Source organism: Shewanella sp. (assembly GCF_048265805.1).
In the GTDB taxonomy this organism is placed as follows: Bacteria; Pseudomonadota; Gammaproteobacteria; order Enterobacterales; family Shewanellaceae; genus Shewanella.
This window is the reverse complement of sequence record NZ_JBLXAT010000026.1, coordinates 1-18,213: the sequence shown is the minus strand read 5'-3', so window position 1 is coordinate 18,213 and position 18,213 is coordinate 1. Positions and strand designations below refer to the sequence as shown.

Annotated in this window: 17 protein-coding genes; 7 read left to right on the top strand and 10 right to left on the bottom strand. The window is 47.9% G+C overall.

All coding sequences use genetic code 11. From position 1 onward, the window contains the following. Positions 1 to 57: 57 nt before the first annotated feature. From gyrB to dnaA, 4 genes are read right to left on the bottom strand one after another with little or no spacing between them, the layout of a single operon-like run. The gene (gyrB, locus tag ACN0TT_RS16125; RefSeq protein ID WP_417763167.1) at positions 58 to 2,475 is read right to left on the bottom strand and encodes a DNA topoisomerase (ATP-hydrolyzing) subunit B; all 2,418 of its coding nucleotides are present in this window, start codon (positions 2,473 to 2,475) and stop codon (positions 58 to 60) included. 16 nt (positions 2,476 to 2,491) lie between these two features. After that, entirely contained in the window at positions 2,492 to 3,574 is a 1,083-nt protein-coding gene (recF, locus tag ACN0TT_RS16120) for a DNA replication/repair protein RecF (RefSeq protein ID WP_417763166.1), read from the bottom strand. A 15-nt stretch (positions 3,575 to 3,589) separates the two neighbouring features. Beyond that, positions 3,590 to 4,690, bottom strand: a complete 1,101-nt coding sequence (gene dnaN / locus ACN0TT_RS16115) for a DNA polymerase III subunit beta (RefSeq protein WP_417763165.1) — start codon at positions 4,688 to 4,690, stop codon at positions 3,590 to 3,592. A 16-nt stretch (positions 4,691 to 4,706) separates the two neighbouring features. Beyond that, positions 4,707 to 6,104 (bottom strand): chromosomal replication initiator protein DnaA, encoded by a 1,398-nt coding sequence (gene dnaA / locus ACN0TT_RS16110; RefSeq protein WP_417763164.1) that lies wholly within the window; start codon positions 6,102 to 6,104, stop codon positions 4,707 to 4,709. Between the two features lie 437 nt (positions 6,105 to 6,541). Between dnaA and rpmH the strand changes: the two genes are divergently transcribed. The 6 genes from rpmH to ACN0TT_RS16080 all read left to right on the top strand — a co-directional run bounded on the left by rpmH (position 6,542) and on the right by ACN0TT_RS16080 (position 11,764). Beyond that, positions 6,542 to 6,679, top strand: a complete 138-nt coding sequence (gene rpmH / locus ACN0TT_RS16105) for a 50S ribosomal protein L34 (protein ID WP_011758135.1) — start codon at positions 6,542 to 6,544, stop codon at positions 6,677 to 6,679. Between the two features lie 19 nt (positions 6,680 to 6,698). Continuing rightward, positions 6,699 to 7,055, top strand: coding sequence for a ribonuclease P protein component (gene rnpA, locus ACN0TT_RS16100; protein ID WP_417763163.1), 357 nt, complete (start codon positions 6,699 to 6,701; stop codon positions 7,053 to 7,055). Continuing rightward, a complete protein-coding gene (gene yidD, locus ACN0TT_RS16095) occupies positions 7,022 to 7,276 on the top strand; it encodes a membrane protein insertion efficiency factor YidD (RefSeq protein ID WP_417763162.1) in 255 nt (84 codons plus the stop codon). The genes rnpA and yidD overlap by 34 nt, the downstream gene beginning before the upstream one ends. 3 nt (positions 7,277 to 7,279) lie before the next feature. Continuing rightward, the gene (gene yidC, locus ACN0TT_RS16090) at positions 7,280 to 8,911 is read left to right on the top strand and encodes a membrane protein insertase YidC (protein WP_417763161.1); all 1,632 of its coding nucleotides are present in this window, start codon (positions 7,280 to 7,282) and stop codon (positions 8,909 to 8,911) included. 74 nt (positions 8,912 to 8,985) lie between these two features. Next, positions 8,986 to 10,347: a tRNA uridine-5-carboxymethylaminomethyl(34) synthesis GTPase MnmE gene (gene mnmE, locus ACN0TT_RS16085; protein ID WP_417763160.1), complete on the top strand. Its 1,362-nt coding sequence runs from the start codon at positions 8,986 to 8,988 to the stop codon at positions 10,345 to 10,347. A 202-nt stretch (positions 10,348 to 10,549) separates the two neighbouring features. Then, on the top strand, positions 10,550 to 11,764 hold the full coding sequence (locus ACN0TT_RS16080) for a site-specific integrase (RefSeq protein ID WP_000868888.1): 1,215 nt from the start codon (positions 10,550 to 10,552) through the stop codon (positions 11,762 to 11,764). Here the strand turns inward: ACN0TT_RS16080 and ACN0TT_RS16075 are convergent. From ACN0TT_RS16075 to ACN0TT_RS16050, 6 genes are all read right to left on the bottom strand, one after another. Then, positions 11,761 to 12,129, bottom strand: coding sequence for a helix-turn-helix domain-containing protein (locus tag ACN0TT_RS16075; RefSeq protein ID WP_040552116.1), 369 nt, complete (start codon positions 12,127 to 12,129; stop codon positions 11,761 to 11,763). The two genes, ACN0TT_RS16080 and ACN0TT_RS16075, sit on opposite strands and share 4 nt — an antisense overlap. Before the next feature lie 135 nt (positions 12,130 to 12,264). Continuing rightward, positions 12,265 to 13,506, bottom strand: a complete 1,242-nt coding sequence (locus tag ACN0TT_RS16070; protein ID WP_417763159.1) for a replication initiation protein — start codon at positions 13,504 to 13,506, stop codon at positions 12,265 to 12,267. A 219-nt stretch (positions 13,507 to 13,725) separates the two neighbouring features. Continuing rightward, the gene (locus ACN0TT_RS16065; RefSeq protein WP_080341940.1) at positions 13,726 to 13,944 is read right to left on the bottom strand and encodes a helix-turn-helix transcriptional regulator; all 219 of its coding nucleotides are present in this window, start codon (positions 13,942 to 13,944) and stop codon (positions 13,726 to 13,728) included. A gap of 176 nt (positions 13,945 to 14,120) precedes the next feature. Next, entirely contained in the window at positions 14,121 to 16,910 is a 2,790-nt protein-coding gene (gene traN, locus ACN0TT_RS16060; RefSeq protein ID WP_417763158.1) for a conjugal transfer mating pair stabilization protein TraN, read from the bottom strand. Positions 16,911 to 16,996: 86 nt separating this feature from the next. Beyond that, complete coding sequence (locus tag ACN0TT_RS16055; protein ID WP_040552118.1) at positions 16,997 to 17,539, bottom strand: FlhC family transcriptional regulator; 543 nt, start codon at positions 17,537 to 17,539, stop codon at positions 16,997 to 16,999. 2 nt (positions 17,540 to 17,541) lie between these two features. After that, positions 17,542 to 17,730 (bottom strand): hypothetical protein, encoded by a 189-nt coding sequence (locus ACN0TT_RS16050; protein WP_209036156.1) that lies wholly within the window; start codon positions 17,728 to 17,730, stop codon positions 17,542 to 17,544. A 171-nt stretch (positions 17,731 to 17,901) separates the two neighbouring features. Between ACN0TT_RS16050 and ACN0TT_RS16045 the strand changes: the two genes are divergently transcribed. After that, positions 17,902 to 18,141: a hypothetical protein gene (locus tag ACN0TT_RS16045; protein WP_417763157.1), complete on the top strand. Its 240-nt coding sequence runs from the start codon at positions 17,902 to 17,904 to the stop codon at positions 18,139 to 18,141. The last annotated feature ends 72 nt before the right edge of the window (positions 18,142 to 18,213 follow it).

Genomic DNA, 18,213 nt, shown 5'->3' with positions numbered 1-18,213 from the left:
ATAAAAAAGGAAGCCGAAGCTTCCTTTTTTTATTATTTATCAATCTATTGTACTTGTTTACACGTCCAAGTTTGCCACGTTCAGGGCATTAGATTCGATAAAGTCGCGACGAGGTTCCACCGCATCCCCCATCAGGGTATTGAACAGCTGATCGGCACCGATAGCATCTTCAATGGTTACCTGCAGCATACGACGGGCTTCAGGATCCATAGTGGTTTCCCACAGCTGCTCTGGGTTCATCTCACCCAATCCTTTATAGCGCTGGATATACACGCCACGCTTGGATTCAGCCACCAGCCAATCTAACGCGTCTGCGAAGGTATCAACGTCTTTCTTACGTTCACCACGTTGCACGTAGCCAGATTCTTCAATCAAACCATCCAACTGCTCGCCGAGGCTAGCAATCTTGTTGTAATCGTGTGAGTGGAAGAAATCAAAACTAAACAGGTAGTGAGTATCAATACCGTGTTTACGTACCGTCAGTTGTGGCAGATAAACACCACGTTCAGGCTCTAAAGTTGGTACCAGTTTGTACAGCACACCATGCACTTCACGAGCTTCAAGGTCTTCCAACAGCGCTTTGCACCAAGAGGCCATATCGGCTTCACTGGCCAGCATCTCGGCAGTAACGCGTGGGTGGTAGATCATGCGGTCTGTCACGTTAGTAGGGAAACGTTTTTCCAAACGCTCGATCACTTTTTCCACTTCACGATATTGATAAACCAGTTTTTCCATCGAGGCACCAGCAATTGCTGGTGCATCTTTAGATGGATAGATACAACCACCATCCAACGCTTGGTTAGTCAGGTATTCGGTCAACGCTGGTTCGTCTTTCAGATACTGTTCTTGCTTGCCCTTTTTAACTTTGAACAGTGGTGGCTGCGCAATATAGATATAACCACGTTCAATCAATTCAGGCATTTGACGGAAGAAGAAGGTCAATAGCAGCGTACGAATGTGCGAGCCGTCGACGTCAGCATCAGTCATGATGATGATGTTGTGGTAACGGGTTTTATCTGGATCGTATTCGTCACGGCCAATACCACAACCCAATGCAGTGATCAGCGCAGCCACTTCTTGTGAAGACAGCATCTTGTCGAAGCGGGCTTTTTCTACGTTCAGAATTTTACCTTTCAGCGGCAGAATCGCTTGATTCTTGCGGTTACGGCCTTGTTTAGCACTACCGCCCGCTGAGTCCCCTTCCACAATGTAGATTTCAGAAAGACCAGGGTCTTTCTCTTGGCAGTCAGCCAGTTTACCTGGCAAACCACCTAAGTCTAACGCGCCTTTACGGCGAGTCATTTCACGCGCTTTACGGGCCGCCTCACGGGCACGGGCTGCATCGATAATTTTCGATACGATCATGCGTGCTTCGTTTGGATTTTCTAGCAGGTAGTCATTCAGCTTCTCTGCCATGGTTTGTTCCACGGCAGCTTTCACTTCGCTTGATACCAGTTTATCTTTGGTTTGCGAGCTGAATTTAGGATCCGGTACTTTTACCGAGATCACAGCAGTCAAACCTTCGCGGGCATCATCACCGGTAGCGCTGGTTTTGTTCTTCTTGTTGTAACCTTCAGCTTCCATATAGTTGTTGAGGTTACGAGTCAACGCAGCGCGGAAACCCGCTAAGTGGGTACCACCGTCACGTTGTGGAATGTTGTTGGTGAAACACAGAATGTTTTCTTGGAAACCATCGTTCCACTGCATCGCCACTTCAACGGTGATGCCATCTTCACGCTCTTGCGAGAAGTGGAAAATATCTTTATTTACTGGGGTTTTATTAACGTTCAGATAGTTAACAAATGCCTTGATACCACCTTCATAGTGGAAGAATTCATCTTTCTGGTCACGTTCATCCACCAAGCGGATGCCCACACCTGAGTTCAGGAATGACAGTTCGCGAACGCGTTTTGCCAGAATCTCGTAATGGAATTCAACATCGGTGAAGGTTTCTTTACTTGGCCAAAAACGGATTTCAGTACCGGTTTTATCTGTGTCACCAATCGCTTTGATCGGCTCTTTCGGCTCACCGTGGTTGTAGTACTGCTCGTATTTATGGCCGTCACGACAAATGGTCAGCTTCAGCTTTTCAGACAAAGCGTTTACTACTGACACACCCACACCGTGCAAACCACCAGAAACTTTATAAGAGTTGTCGTCGAATTTACCACCGGCGTGCAGTACGGTCATAATCACCTGTGCTGCCGATACACCTTCTTCAGGGTGTAACGCCACTGGAATACCACGACCATCGTCTTTAACGGATACCGAGCCATCGAGATGAATAGTGATGGTGATATCGCGACAGTAACCCGCCAAAGCTTCGTCGATGGAGTTATCTACCACCTCGAATACCATGTGGTGCAAACCGGTACCGTCATCGGTATCCCCAATGTACATACCTGGTCTTTTCCGTACGGCGTCCAGGCCTTTGAGCACCTTAATACTCGAAGAATCATAACTGTTATTTGACATATTATTCTCTCGTTGGCTATTCAATGACCTTCACTTCCCCCCGCTCCACGCGGAACGTCCTGTCAGGTGGGAAGTTCAAAGAATCCGATATAGCAGCAGGGTCGATGGCAGTCACAAATACCTGAGCATGAGTGTCCACCAGCTCCTGCAGCAATAATTTTCGATGTTGTTTATCTAGCTCTGACGGCAAGTCATCCACCAGATAGATGCTGTGCTTGTTTAACTGCTGCTGGAGCAGTTTTCCTTGGGCGATTCGCAACGCGCAAACTAACAATTTCAGCTGACCGCGGGACAAAGCATCTTGCGCCGGCAAGGTCCCTACTCGTAAGCGCAAGTCCGCTTTATGTGGGCCGCTAACGGTAAAACCTAGCGCGATATCCCGCTCATATTGCGATTGCAACAACTCAGCCAGATCAGATTTACTGTCCCATCCCTGAGTGAAAGAAACCCGCACTTCTACCTGCGGTAAAAACCCCCCGATTATACCCTTAAGTTGCTCATTTAACGAGTCCACATAGTGTTTTCGTATTTCAGTAACGACTTGGCTATATCGAACGAATTCTTTGTCCCAAAAGGCGATTTGTTGATAACGCGCCTTATCTCTAAGTAATTGATTGCGTTGTTTAAGTGCACGTCTAACACTCATCCAATTCAAATAAAAGCTGCCATCGGCGTGAAAGGCGCCCCAATCGATAAACTGCCGCCGTGCTTTTGGCCCTTCAAACAGCAACGCAAAACTCTCTGGCGTGATTAATTGAATCGGTAACGCTTCGGCTAATAGCGACAGTTTCTTGATGCGATCACCGTCCATCCGCACTTCGGTATCACCGTTGCGAAAACGGCGCAATCCGAGCTTATGTTGATCATCCCCTGCGGCTAAGCGAGCAAAGAGTTGCAGCTTATCCTCGCCTTCTTGGATGACACGCTGCGAAAGATGACTGCGAAAAGAACGGCCAAGACCAAGGAAATGGATGGCTTCCAGCAGGCTGGTTTTACCGCTGCCGTTCTGGCCATAAATGAGATTCAGCCCATTGCCGGGTGACAATTGGGCTGAACGAATGTTGCGAAAACTCTCTACGTGCAACTGCTGAATAATCATTAACGCGCGTAGGACCTATAACCGCATCGGCATGACCACGTACATAGAATCTTCCTCTACGTGGTTCTCAATCAGCGCACTGGAGTTGCCATCAGACAAGGTAATACGCACATCGTCTGATTTAAGGCTGTTGAGCACGTCTAACAAGTAAGAGACGTTAAAGCCGATCTCCAACGCAGGCCCAACGTATTCAACATCAACAATCTCTTCCGCTTCTTCCTGCTCTGGATTGTTGGCATTGATTTTTAACAGCGAGTCAGAAAGTTGAATGCGTACACCACGGAATTTTTCATTGGAAAGAATCGAGGCGCGCGTTAATGACTGTTTCAACGAGTTACGGCTGGCAATCACCACTTTATCGCCACCTTTGGGCAAAACACGGCGATAATCAGGGAAACGACCATCAACCAGTTTACTGGTCAAGACAGCACTTTCAGTGGTAGCGCGAATGGCATTCTCACCAATAGCTAACGCGATAGTTTGATCATCGCTATCCAGCAAACGAGATAACTCCACCACACCTTTACGTGGCACGATCACCTGATTTTCAGGCAATTGCGCCTCAATAGAACGGTGACTTAACGCCAAACGATGACCATCAGTTGCCACCGCACGCAACACACTCCCCTCGGTTTCAAACAACAAACCATTGAGGTAATAGCGCACGTCTTGGTTAGCCATGGAGAATTGGGTCGACTCAATCAGCGATTTCAATAACCCTTGGCTCAGGCTGAACTCAATATTTGGCGCAAAACTCTCAACGTTGGGATATTCTTCGGCAGGTAATGTTGCCAATGAGAAACGACTGCGACCACAACGTAACAGCCATTTGTTCTCTTGCTGTTCAACGTTAACTTCGGTGTGCTCAGGCAGGGATTTAACGATGTCGAGCAGCTTCTTGGCGGGCACCGTCGTGCGCCCTTCTTGAATATCACCAGATACAGCGGCAGAACCGACTAATTCAACTTCTAAATCAGTACCGGTCAGCTTAAGTGAGTGACCGCTTACTTCCACAAGAACATTAGAGAGAATGGGTAAATTGTGTCGTCTTTCAACTGCACCTGATACGAGCTGCAACGGTTTGAGCAACTCATCCCTTTCAATAGTAAATTTCATTGTGTAGATCCCTGATTTAAGAAGATAAGGTTCTGATCAAGTTCGCATAATCTTCTTTGATGTCGTGGCTTTCTTCACGCAGCTGTGCAATTTTGCGGCAAGCATGAAGCACCGTTGTATGATCTCGACCACCGAAGGCATCGCCGATCTCTGGCAGACTTTGGTTGGTCAATTCCTTAGACAACGCCATTGCCATTTGCCGTGGCCGGGCAACACTGCGGGAGCGGCGCTTAGATAGCATGTCAGCCATCTTAATCTTGTAGTATTCAGCCACAGTTTTCTGAATGTTATCTATAGTGACTAATTTTTCTTGCAGAGCCAAGAGGTCACGTAACGCTTCGCGCACAAAATCGATAGTAATTGGTCGACCGGTGAAATTTGCATTAGCAATAACACGGTTTAATGCCCCTTCTAACTCACGCACGTTAGAACGTAAACGTTTAGCAATAAAGAACGCCACCTCATCAGGTAAGGTAATACCGTTCTCCAGCGCCTTACGCATCAAAATTGCCACGCGGGTTTCCAACTCCGGCGGCTCAATAGCCACGGTTAAACCCCAGCCGAAACGCGACTTAAGACGATCTTCAACACCGTCGATCTCTTTTGGATAACGATCAGACGTCAGGATGATCTGATGATTACCTTCCAACAACGCATTAAAGGTGTGGAAGAACTCTTCTTGAGAACGATCTTTATTGGCAAAAAATTGAATATCATCGATAAACAACGCGTCCACGCTACGGTAGTAGCGTTTGAAATCTTCAATAGCGTTGTTTTGTAGCGCTTTTACCATGTCTTGCACAAAGCGCTCTGAATGCATATACACCACTTTGGCGTTAGGCTTATTTTTTAAAATGCCATTGCCTACCGCATGTAATAAGTGGGTTTTACCTAAGCCGGTACCGCCATAGAGGAACAGTGGATTGTAAGCACCGCCAGGGTTTTCAGACACTTGCAGTGCCGCAGCCTTACCCAACTGGTTCGATTTACCTTCAACGAAGTTATCAAACTGATATGTCGGATTGATATTGCTACGGTAGCCATGTTCAACAACAGGTTCATCATCAGCGAAAGACAATGACGCAGGCATCGCAGCTTTGGCGGCGGTATTTTTGGTGCGAGTCACCGTACTGGCACTAGGTGCCGCGGGGGCAATAGGTTTAGCAACAGGACGGCTACCAATATCAAAGCGTAACTTCGGCGCATCTGTGCCCAATTGCTCAGTGAAAAACTGGTTGATCATATTGAGGTATTTGTCGCGTACCCAATCGAGTACGAAACGATTTGGCGCATACAACACCAGTGTTTCACCATCCATCTCTGCTTGGAGAGGTCGAATCCACATACTGAAATGCTGTGCAGAGAGCTCATCCTGCAATCTGCCAATGCATTGCTGCCAAAGAGAAACTGTCACCAATTTATCCCCAATATTTAGCCCTGAGGGTGCGAATTATAAGGCAAGATCTGAATAACCAGGCATGGACAAAAATGTTATCCCCAAGCTGATCGTCGATCTGCATCTATTTTGATCTGCGGCGATCATACTGGATCTTGGGGTAAAGAATCTATGAAAAATCCCACTTTATTAAGCGATCGACATTGATCTATAATGCGCGCCCAGCGATCTTGTTATTGTGGAATTCAGTACTATATCTTGTGGTAAATACACAAAGTTATCCACACTCTATAGTGTTAAAACAAAATCAATATCGTTTGCAGCGATTTAATTCGCTGCAAAGTGAAGCCGCATTGTTGACGCACAGTATTAAAGTGATTACAATTCGGCCTCTTTTTTGCACCTGTATCTCCGGATTCAGGGAAATTAACTAACTATGAAGACGGATTGCCATCATGAGTAAACGTACTTTTCAACCAAGCAACCTGAAGCGCAAGCGTTCTCACGGCTTCCGCGCACGCATGGCTACAGCTAACGGCCGCAAGGTACTAGCTCGTCGCCGTGCTAAAGGTCGCGCTCGTCTGTCTGCTTAATTAAGTAGAGTAGACATAGGTGACAAGTTACACCTTTTCGCGGGAGTTACGTTTGTTAACTCCCGCACAATTCAAATCAGTTTTTACCGACCCTAAAAAAGCCTCATCAGCGGAAATAACTCTGCTGGCGATTCCTAACGGCTTGCCCCATCCTAGAATTGGCTTGACTGTGGCGAAACGCCATGTAAAAAGAGCTAATCAACGCAACCGAGTTAAACGCATTATTCGCGAAAGTTTTCGCCAGAATCAGCATGCAATGCCAGATATTGATATCGTGGTGCTGGTACGGGGTGGAGTGCTGGAGCTGGACAATGCTCAGCTCAGAACCTTGGTGGATAAGCTATGGCGCAAGTTAAGTCGCCGTTTCAATGGGTGATCATTAGCCTCATTCGAGGCTATCAAATGTTTATCAGTCCATTACTTGGGCAGCGTTGTCGTTTTTATCCAAGTTGCTCTCATTATGCAATTGAAGCTGTTCAACTTCACGGTGCGCTTAAAGGGAGTTGGTTATCCATCAAACGCATTATAAAATGTCACCCCTTAAATTCGGGCGGCAATGACCCCGTACCTCCTAAAAACAATAGGTGTAATAAATAGGCTATGGAATCTCAACGCAATATATTGCTTATCGCCCTGCTACTGGTGAGCTATTTAATTTGGAACCAGTGGGAGGCAGATCATGCACCCAAGCCAGCAGTAACAGAACCTGCAGTGGCGACTTCAACACAGCAACAAGCAGCTGCGAATAGTAACGTTGATACGACTGCAGCAAATGCTTCTGACAATCAAGTTGCCGCTTCTAAAGAGTTGATCCATGTAACCACTGACCAGTTGGATGTGCTGATCAACCCAGTGGGTGGCGATATTGTGCGTGCAGCGCTGGTCTCTCACAAACTGGAACTCAATAAAGATGAGCCGTTTGTGTTGCTGGAACAGAAACCTGATTTCAGTTACATCGCCCAGAGCCGCCTGATCGGTCAAAACGGTATTGATTCAGATACTAAGCGTGCCGCTTATGCAGCAGAGAAGCAGCAATACAGCTTAGTTGACGGCCAAGATAAACTCGAAGTGCCATTAACTTTTGTGGCGGCTAACGGCGTGACCTATACCAAAGTGTTTACCTTCACCAAAGGTAAATTTGATGTGCGGGTTGATTATCGCATCAACAACACCTCGGCAGAGCCACTGCAAATTCAGATGTCGGCTAACATTGCGCAGACCATTAAAGAGTCTGACAGCCACATGATGATGCCGACTTATCGTGGTGCCGCGTTCTCTACCACTGATACACGCTACGAAAAGTATGACTTTGATGATATCAGCAAGAAAAACCTCAGTGAGAACACTCAAGGTGGCTGGGTTGCCATGCTGCAACACTACTTTGTGTCTGCTTGGGTACCACCAGCTGATGAAAACAACACCTTAGTGACATCCAAAGATGGTCCATCGATTGCGACCATTGGTTTCCAAGGTACAGTAAAAACTGTTGCCCCAGGTGAAACCAAAACTGTCGGTGCCGATTTTTATGTCGGCCCAAAAGACCAAGCTGCACTGTCAGAATTATCACCAACACTGAACTTGGTGGTGGATTACGGCGTGCTGTGGTGGTTAGCAGTACCTATTTACCAACTGATGATGTTCTTCCATTCATTTGTGGGTAACTGGGGTCTGGCAATTATCCTAATCACCTTTACCGTGCGCGGTATTCTGTTCCCATTGACCAAAGCGCAATACACTTCAATGGCGAAAATGCGCAACCTGCAACCTAAGATGCAGGAGCTGAAAGACCGCTTTGGCGATGACCGCCAAAAGATGGGTCAGGCGATGATGGAACTTTACAAGAAAGAGAAAGTAAACCCTATGGGTGGCTGTCTGCCAATCGTATTGCAGATGCCGATCTTCTTCGCCTTGTACTGGGTATTGATGGAAAGTGTTGAACTGCGTCATGCACCATTCATCTTCTGGATCCATGACTTGTCAGTACAAGACCCATACTACGTGCTGCCGATTTTGAACGGTATCACCATGTACATCATGCAGAAGCTGCAACCGATGTCACCAACCATGGACCCAATGCAAGCCAAGATGATGCAATACATGCCTGTTATCTTCGGTTTCTTCTTCCTGTGGTTCCCAGCAGGTCTGGTACTGTACTGGTTGGTAGGTAACATTGTGAACATCGTGTCACAGAAGATTATTTACGCCGGTCTTGAGAAAAAAGGCCTGAAGTAAAACGGCTTTGTTAGCTAAATTATAAGGCGGCCCATCAGCCGCCTTTTTATATTGTTAAACGTAAGGAATATACCGTGGCTATCGATACTATCGTTGCGCAAGCTACCGCTCCCGGTAAAGGCGGTGTAGGCATTATTCGTGTATCTGGTGAGCTTGCAACGCAAGCGGCACAGGCATTACTGGGCAAAGTGCCTAAAATTCGTTACGCCGATTACTGTGAGTTTAAAGCCGCCGATGGTAGTGTGATAGACCAAGGTATCGCACTGTTTTTTAAAGCGCCAAACTCATTCACCGGTGAAGACGTATTGGAGCTTCAGGGGCATGGTGGTCAAGTCGTGATGGATATGTTGCTGCGCGCCGTATTAAACGTCGACGGTATCCGTATGGCACGCCCTGGGGAATTCAGCGAACAAGCTTTTTTGAACGATAAGCTCGACCTCGCTCAAGCCGAAGCCATTGCCGACTTGATTGAAGCCAGTAGTGAACAAGCAGCTAAAAGCGCGCTAATGTCCCTGCAAGGTGAGTTCTCCAACGAAGTGCATCAGTTGGTAGAACAAGTCACTAATCTGCGCCTCTACGTCGAAGCTGCCATAGACTTTCCAGACGAAGAAGTCGACTTTCTCTCTGATGGCAAAATTGCCAACGCCCTATATCGCATCATAGCTAAGCTCGGCGAAGTACAGCAAAGCGCACAACAAGGCTCATTGATCCGCGAGGGAATGAAAGTGGTCATTGCTGGCCGCCCCAATGCGGGTAAGTCGAGTCTGCTTAACGCCTTGGCAGGTAAAGAATCCGCTATTGTTACCGAAATTGCGGGCACTACCCGCGACGTGCTGCGCGAGCATATTCATATTGATGGCATGCCGCTACACATCATTGATACCGCCGGGCTACGCAATACCGACGATGCCGTAGAGAAAATAGGTATTGAACGCGCATGGGCCGAAATAGCCAATGCTGATCGGGTTCTATTTATGGTGGATGGTACCGATACAGATGCGGTTAATCCGAAAGAGATTTGGCCTGACTTTGTTGATCGTCTACCAGCAAAGCTTGGCATTACGGTCGTACGCAATAAAGCCGATCTCACTGGTGAAGTGGTAGCTAACAGCACAGAACAAGGCTATCCAGTGTACCGTATTTCTGCGAAAACTAGCGCTGGCGTGGCGGAGCTAAAACAGCATCTAAAACAGCTCATGGGCTTTAATAGCAGTACCGAAGGGAGCTTTATCGCTCGCCGTCGACACCTCGATGCGCTGCAAACTGCCAGCGAACATCTCGCGCTCGGTAAAGAGCAGTTGGAAGTGTTCCAAGCCGGCGAACTGCTAGCTGAAGAATTACGCTTAACCCAAGAGGCATTGAGCGAGATCACTGGCCAGTTTACCTCTGACGACCTGCTGGGTCGCATCTTTAGCTCATTCTGTATCGGGAAGTGAAGTAGCTCATCAATCAGAGAAATGTGGTAAAACCCTTCAAAACACATCAAAATAACTAATTGTTTTTAATGATGATTATTCATTTTTTGTTGCGAAGCGGTTTTACTGCATTTCACATGCTTTTGCTCCTCTTTGCTAAAAATTGATCCCTATTTACTCCCAGGTTAGAATTTTGGAGTAATGGGAGCAAAAAGGAGCGGAGATGAAGGTATCAGTAAACAAGCGTAATCCTAACTCGAAAGGGCTTCAGCAACTTAGACTGGTGTACTACTACGGTGTTGTTGAAGGGGAAGATGGCAAAAAAAGACCAAAGCGCGACTACGAGCCGTTAGAGCTCTATGTCTATCAGAGCCCAAAGACTCAAGCAGAACGCCAGCATAATAAAGAGATGTTGCGTCAGGCCGAGGCTGCGCGGTCAGCCAGGCTGGTTGAATCTCACGCCAACAAGTTCCAACTTGAAGACCGGGTAAAGCTTGCTTCGAGCTTTTACGAGTACTACGACAGATTGACTTCCACCAAGGAGTCAGGAAGCACCTCAAACTATTCAATTTGGGTTTCAGCGGGCAAACATCTTCGAAGCTACCATGGGAGAGCGGAACTTACTTTTGAGGAAATTGATAAAAAATTCTTGGAAGGGTTTAGGAAATATCTTCTGGAAGAACCTCTAACGAAATCTAAATCCAAACTTGCCAAAAACACTGCCTCTAGTTATTTCAACAAAGTCAGAGCCGCCCTGAATGAAGCATACCGAGAAGGCATCATCAGAGATAACCCTGTCCAGCGGGTAAAAAGTGTCAAGGCGGAAAATACGAAACGAACCTATCTCACTCTAGATGAAGTTCGGGCAATGACAAAGGCAGAGTGTCGCTATGATGTTTTGAAGCGGGCGTTTCTTTTTAGCTGCACGACAGGCTTGAGATGGAGCGACATCAATAAGCTTACTTGGAGTGAAATAGAGGAATTCGAACCCGGTCATTATCGAATTATATTTGACCAGCAAAAACTCAAGAACGGAGGCAATTCTCTTGTATATCTGGATTTGCCAGATTCAGCGGTTACGCTTCTAAATATTCAAAATAAGGAAGGGCCTGATGATCGAGTCTTTGTTGGCCTAAAGTACAATAGCTATATGAATGTGGCTCTATTGCAATGGGCTATGAGAGCAGGCATAACCAAACACGTTACTTTTCATGCTGGTAGGCATACCTTTGCTGTAGCCCAACTTAACCGTGGTGTTGATATTTATTCTCTCTCTCGGCTTCTTGGACACTCAGAGCTAAGAACAACTGAAATTTATGCAGATATTCTCGAAAGCCGCAGAGTAACAGCAATGAGGAGCTTTCCCGATATCTTTGAAGAACAAGCAAAAGAATTTGGATCTTGTTGCCCTCACTGTGGTCAGCAAGCAAACCCTTAGGATGCTCTGCGGCCACGACGAGAGCCTGTAATATAGGCTGCAACATCTTGATGAATTTCATCTTGGGACTTCACTCTGTTCGTTTCAAGCCACGCCTGAAGGTCTGATCGTTTAATTAGAACTCTATTCCCTCCCGGTTTAGTAAACGATACTCGTTTTTCATGAGTCAAACGGTAGATGTAGGAACGTTTGGCTCCAATGTAAGCCGCCGCCTCATCAACAGTCAGATACTCTTTATCAGACGGTGGTAAGCTCGACTTATTGCCGTCACTCCCAGCATTCTCAACAACCTGAGCTAGCAACATTTTTATCTCTGCCATCTCATTCCTCAAGTTTTGTAACAGTTCGCTTTCTTGTGCTGTCATCGCATACCTACTTCATTGGCAACCCTCTCAATGACTGCAATTTTATGGGTGCCCGTTGAGAAACCTCCGCTCTGAAAGTGCCCTTTTTGGACAACTCGGCTTACTTTCTGGAACTTTCACATGTGAAAGTTTTGCTTATTCTTTTAAAGGCCAATCAACGGGCCTGGTTGAGAGGTCTTCGGAATGAACATCCCTAGTTTTGGCGTCATCTGACTTCAAATCACCACCGAGGTGGGACGATTCTTGTTGGCCCCTGCGGGGGGCAGGTATCTGATGTACACCATGCTTAACAGCTTTGGGGGCCATAACAACCTCATCTAAGCTGATGACATTCGTTGAGCTTTCGGAGACTTCGTTGCAGATATGGCGATACTTGGCCACCGTTTGTCTGGATAGCTTGGCGAGCTTTGCTATGGCTGTTTGAGTAAGCTTCAAGCCCTGTTGCAATAACTGCCTGCAAGCAGCCCGTATCCGTGATTCCGTGGACTTCTGGCGAACCTCATGAGTACGCTTGGCCGACAATCTCTGACGTTCTCGCAGCGGTAGGGAGCTATCAAGTCGCATCATCCCCCGATGGCATCGACTGGAGCCGGTATAGCGGTCCCACGTCCATCTGGCGACGCTTTTGACCGTGGCTTTGACCTGTGCTGCTGTTAGATTCATGTCAAAGCCACGAAGCCTGAAATTGTTCTTATTAAAGGCGTAGGCTTCCAACAGCCGGTTAAAGGAACCAAAGTTCCCCTGCTCACGTTCACGGTTGACGATTGAATAAGCGTAGAAACGCAGCTCTTCGAACAACAGGCAATGCCGTGAGTGCGCCACGGCATCAAGGTTGGGGCCAGAGCTCCACAAGGGCTTAACAGCCAAATCAACGTAATCGGCCAGTTCGCCCAGATCATAGATTGAATGGTGGATCTCCCAGGTATTCCACCACGGATGCCCCGGTGTTTTTGCGACCGGACCGCTGTAGGACGGATCAGCGCACAATCGGGCCGCCATAGCCTCGTATACGGCTTTCATGAAGGCGATAGGCTTGGAGCGGGCGTTTTCGGTTGTGCAAACAGGGGGAATGGCGTAATAAAGGTGCGGGTGACCATTCTTGCGGTTACTGACGATGATATTGGGAGCGGGGAGTCCTTCGTCCTCCCAGATTAACGGGTTGGAGTGATCGAGGTCGAAGACCAACCAGGAAACCATGCCAGGACGATTGACCTGCATATAGGGATAGCGGATGGCATACTCGCGGGGCCTGATCCTGGCAGCCGTCTTATTGTCACTGCATCGCGGTAAGTATGGTGCTTCCGATAAAATCCGGTGGAGTGCCGTACCTTGTTGAAAATACCGACCGGAATCGGCAGTGGAAACTGCTACTTTCAATGTACCCTTCCCTTCGCTTGATTCTGAGCGGCCACGGGAAGTCGAAAGTCACCTTGAACTGGAATTCCCAGCGAGCAAGGTTGCAGATAGCTAACTTATGGCGTACATTATTTATACGCATTGGCTTCCCAAGCCATGTGCTGAATGCTTTGCGGAGCGCCAACTCATCAGCATTCAACAACCGCTTACCAGACCCGGCCCAGTGCCGGGTTTGTTGTTTTAATGCTGGTTCTTCTGTATCCAGTCCCGAACTTCTGTGGCTCTGTAACGAACTTGGCGAGACACTCTTACCGGGCGAGGAAAGTCGCCTTTTTTTGAAAGGCGATTGAGGGTGACATGAGAAATCTGGAGCAAGTCAGTTACTTCTCGGATAGTAAGGAGCCGTAACTCTGCGTTGGTATGGTCTAAACCAATATTGATATTTTGTGAGCTGTTCATTCGAAATTCCCATCTTCTTGGATATTGCTAATACGATGGGGATATTCTTAATCTGTTAGGGCTTAAAGCAGAGCGCTCAAGTTGCCCTTTTGGGGTGTAAAAGTAAGAAAACTTGCCTTATCTTTCTGCCTGGAACTTTCACATGTGAAAGTTCCAGGCCCCTCCGACACAGCAAACTACTGCTTACCATCCCAGTCTGGAAAGATCTCGGACGCCAAGTCGCGCCGTGCCTTATCGACGTCGATGCCGTTCAAGCGTTCCAGTGTTCTCTCCTTGGTATTCTTACGACTACCGTCAATGTTGAAGTCGCTACCGTTGCCGGTAAGGCTGTCGAGGTTTAGCGAACTCGGGTCCGGAAACTTGCCGTTCTGTTGCAGAATGCCAAGCCACTCATCTAGGTTCACCTTGCTCCAGTCGATCTCTGCTATTTTGTCCAACGGGATGCCACCACACTGAGGGTTCTTCGGATCACCAAAGGACTGACCCAGTTGAGGCCGAACTTGCTCTTGGATGATACGAGACAAGGGCGAGTTGAAGCAGCAGTATGCCTCTCGCTTCTCGACACAAGCACCAAGAACTTTCGACTTGCAGTACGAGCCAACATAGGAGCAGTTCTTGAGAGCCCTCTTGGCGTTCATGGTGAACTCATCCTCCTCGCATTTGTAAACCATCTGGATCATGACCATCGCCACGACATAGACCGTATAGATTGTCATCGCTGTGCTCAGCCAAGTGGCAGCGCTTTCCATCATTCCTTCCTGAGCCATCTTACCAGCGCCTCCGGCAGCCGCCTCCTGAGTGGCAGCATCCTGCCCAAGTCCTTTCATGATGTCCGCCATGACCTCTTTAACCTGCTCGGTCAGTTGGTCCATCAATTCATCAATAACCTGCTCTACCGGTTGATAGAAGGAATCAACTGCGCCGGAGATATTCTCGATATAGCTGGTGAAAGGTTTGGTTATTTCGGTCCAGCCTTGTAAGACGGGCTCACGCAGGATCTGGTAAGCGCCTTTGATTGAATTACCGTTCTGTAGGCCCATCACTGCACCGTCCAGCTTTGGTACTGCCATGATCAGGTTAAGGTAGTCGGCTAGCGAAATGTTAGATGGCTTCTCGCAGCAATCAGATACACCTCCTACAGCTATTTTGCATTCACCTGCCTCCCCTGCGAATGCTGAACATACGACGTTCTCATCACCAGTTGGATTCTTGTCCCCATCTTGTCCAGTACAGCTCATATCCTGGGTCATAAACTGAGCCGCATTGAGAAGAGCTGTGGCACGGGCAAAGTCAGTGCTTTGGGTCTTTGACACATCGAGACAATCATCCCCCATGCAGCGGATAGGCCCTCCACACTGGTACTCGGTCTCCTTTTCGAGCGTTGGCACAGCCACATCGGAGCCGCAATCGTAGGTATCTTCATGCACATAGCAGGTGCCGGATGCGCCCTCGGCCCCATCCACGCACTTAGAGCTGATAAAACCGCACTGCAGGTTATTCTCGAATTCAGTACAGCTATTGAGATTACCGCCCGAGTTGACCGGGCAATGAGTTTCCCCCTGGGGATCGGTCCAGCAGTCCATTTGCCCTTTGTAGAAGTCGTAGTCAGCTTTGACCCGCACCTTTTTGCAGAGCTTTGGAATGCCTGGCAGGGGTGACGGCTTGAGTTGTGATTCACAAACCTTGATGCCATTGATAACAGTGCAGCCGGTAGTATCGGTCGGGTTATCAATGCAGGTAATTTCCCCTTGAGCAAATCCGTCGGCTACGCCCTTGGCAGAATCCATACAGCTCTGCGGAGACCATTCATCCTTGGTAATGGCTTTGGATGGGTCATAACGGAGCTTAATGCGGCCATAGCCTTCACCTTCCCCGGTTACTGAAACCCGGATCTTGAATGTAACGACATCACCATCTTTCACATTCTTGAAATAGGGTGTGACATCAACATTTGGGTTCCGCTCCCAGCTCGTGGAAAGCTCACATTTACCAACAGTTTCAGGAGGGAAGTTTCCATTCGGGCCGGACCACACCTTAGCCTCTTGGCCGGATTTACCGACCCAAACCTGCATATAGTCGTCCCACTTCACATATTCAAGCGTCGCGGAAACGATGGCGTCCGGGTTGCTTACCTGGACACGGGTGTATTCCTCATAGATTTTGCAGTTACCTGCCCAATAGTCATCCCCGACTTTACCAATCCAGAGCTCTGTACATCCTTCGCCACAAGACTTGAGGTTGTATGGACCGTCATAGTGCTTCACTACAGAGGCATCGTAATCATGAACCACTTCGCAATCAGCGCTTTGGTCAACAACGCGCTGGCATCGCTCATACTCAGGAACATGAGTATTGATATCGTTCTGGCTGATGGTTGTTTCGGCAGAGCAATCTCCAAACCCATCAGCAATGAGGTCCATGTCCTCGTAGGTCTTTTTGCTCAAGTTCAGTATCGGGTCCTTACTGAAATCTGGACGTGAGCGGTTAGCTGCATCGAGGAGTACTTTGTAGGCAGCGCCTGAGATGGATGGATCGGCGCTATTCGCGTCGGACCAAAGAGCCCCCTTGGCGCTGTTGCCCACGTCGTCCATATCGTCGCCGGAATCATAAATACCCTGGAGCATGTCAACATCGGGTTTGTTGGCATCCGGGAAATAGTAGCTATCGGGTTGACCGTCACCACCGCTGGTGCCAGGAAACAGGTCATTCACATTGATCTGGCTTCCACCATTCATCTGGAATTGACCGTCTTTCAGCGTCGGCATCGAGATCGTGCCGTTTTGGACCGAACCCGAGTTGGCTCTGAACGAATTGGCTAGGTCCTGCCCAAAGGTCTGAGCTTCTTTCCCAACAGAGGAAATATCCGGATTCTGACCGTCGGTGGCGTATGTATGGATCGGCAGCATCGAGATTGTGACCGTCAGCAGCAAGGCCACTATTCTCATGAAGAGTGTTTGGTTTCTCATAGCATAGCTCTCAATAAAATCTTGAGAGCTATGCTATTCGGCTGAAGTAATAAACCTCCTACGCCAAACTGCCCAATTGCGGAAAATCACGCGGCTTTACTCTTATCGGCGACGCAAAAAGGACACTCGACGCAGGTCCTTTGGTTGACCGAGGTAAAGTACGTGCATTCACAATTATCGCACTGCTCAAGCATTGCATCACCACATCTGAGCTCAGATGCCAAACACCAGGCATCAGTGATATCGAAAGGAGCCCATCGAGCTCCTTTCATACCAGGAACTTCCTTGCGAATAGCGTGATACATACGAAATGCCTTGTTCAAGGCTTTGATATCAATCGATCTGATTACGTCCTCACCACCAATATTGCGGTAAAGCTGCATCAGCAGTGACGCCTGAATCTTGGAGGTGTGACTGTGAATAAGCGTGGCCCCGCCACGGAAGGTACGTGATCTGCGCTCCAGCTCGTATCCGTCGTTTTCGATGTCCTGATATAACCTGCGTACCTGTTTGTACGTCAGTCCCGTCTCGATCATGATGATTTTGGTGATGTAGCCAGCCAAGGCCATGTGGCGTGCAGCTATCCATCGGCCTAGCCACCCTGATTTATAATCCGTGCTTTTCTCCATTGTCAGGCTTCCTTGCTATTGGCGAACAAATTTCGGTATTGCATCCACAACGCTGCAATCACTACTGGAAGAGCTGCCGCGTAAAGCCAATCGCTTCGCTCCACCCCGTCAAGCGTAATCAGCGACGCGATAGACAAGGAAAAGAGGGCGGCAACGAACCAGACCAGTTTGTTTTTCTTGGTGTTCTTCATCACATATCTCCTACGATAAAACTAGGGTTTCAATTCCTTTCTATCACGAAAGTTCAGATATGCAATGCCAAATACTGTGTTTTTTTACAGTATCATTTTTTGATACTTTGAAGACTTGCAGTTTCAGGTAATAATGAAATATTGGTCATAGAATGACCGGAGGTATTCAATATGAAACGTATATTTGGATGGAGCATAGTGCTGGCTACTTTGTTCGCTGCATACAAAATTGCTGGAAGCGGAGGGCTTATTTTGTCCTTAATTCCATTAACTATTCTTATCGCCATTTTTGCGAATAGACATCCCAGAGGCGCGGGTTCACAAGGTGTCAATTTTCAGGAATCGGTTAACTTTGATGACCAGGAAGACGTTAGTCTTCCCATTCCTGATGCTTCGGATACAGGGTCCTGAAGGATCCCCTCATAAATCCGCCAGTGCATAGCCATTTTTTAAGAGCTGCTCAGCTAGAACTACCGCCGCTGC

Bases quoted from the DNA above. Each gene is read 5' to 3' on its own strand.
- gyrB (WP_417763167.1), bottom strand. From the start codon at position 2,475: ATGTCAAATAACAGTTATGATTCTTCGAGTATTAAGGTGCTCAAAGGC.
- ACN0TT_RS16080 (WP_000868888.1), top strand. From the start codon at position 10,550: ATGAAGGTATCAGTAAACAAGCGTAATCCTAACTCGAAAGGGCTTCAG.
- ACN0TT_RS16065 (WP_080341940.1), bottom strand. From the start codon at position 13,944: ATGAACAGCTCACAAAATATCAATATTGGTTTAGACCATACCAACGCA.
- dnaN (WP_417763165.1), bottom strand. From the start codon at position 4,690: ATGAAATTTACTATTGAAAGGGATGAGTTGCTCAAACCGTTGCAGCTC.
- recF (WP_417763166.1), bottom strand. From the start codon at position 3,574: ATGATTATTCAGCAGTTGCACGTAGAGAGTTTTCGCAACATTCGTTCA.
- rpmH (WP_011758135.1), top strand. From the start codon at position 6,542: ATGAGTAAACGTACTTTTCAACCAAGCAACCTGAAGCGCAAGCGTTCT.
- ACN0TT_RS16045 (WP_417763157.1), top strand. From the start codon at position 17,902: ATGAAACGTATATTTGGATGGAGCATAGTGCTGGCTACTTTGTTCGCT.
- yidC (WP_417763161.1), top strand. From the start codon at position 7,280: ATGGAATCTCAACGCAATATATTGCTTATCGCCCTGCTACTGGTGAGC.
- traN (WP_417763158.1), bottom strand. From the start codon at position 16,910: ATGAGAAACCAAACACTCTTCATGAGAATAGTGGCCTTGCTGCTGACG.
- ACN0TT_RS16075 (WP_040552116.1), bottom strand. From the start codon at position 12,129: ATGACAGCACAAGAAAGCGAACTGTTACAAAACTTGAGGAATGAGATG.
- ACN0TT_RS16055 (WP_040552118.1), bottom strand. From the start codon at position 17,539: ATGGAGAAAAGCACGGATTATAAATCAGGGTGGCTAGGCCGATGGATA.
- yidD (WP_417763162.1), top strand. From the start codon at position 7,022: ATGGCGCAAGTTAAGTCGCCGTTTCAATGGGTGATCATTAGCCTCATT.
- ACN0TT_RS16050 (WP_209036156.1), bottom strand. From the start codon at position 17,730: ATGAAGAACACCAAGAAAAACAAACTGGTCTGGTTCGTTGCCGCCCTC.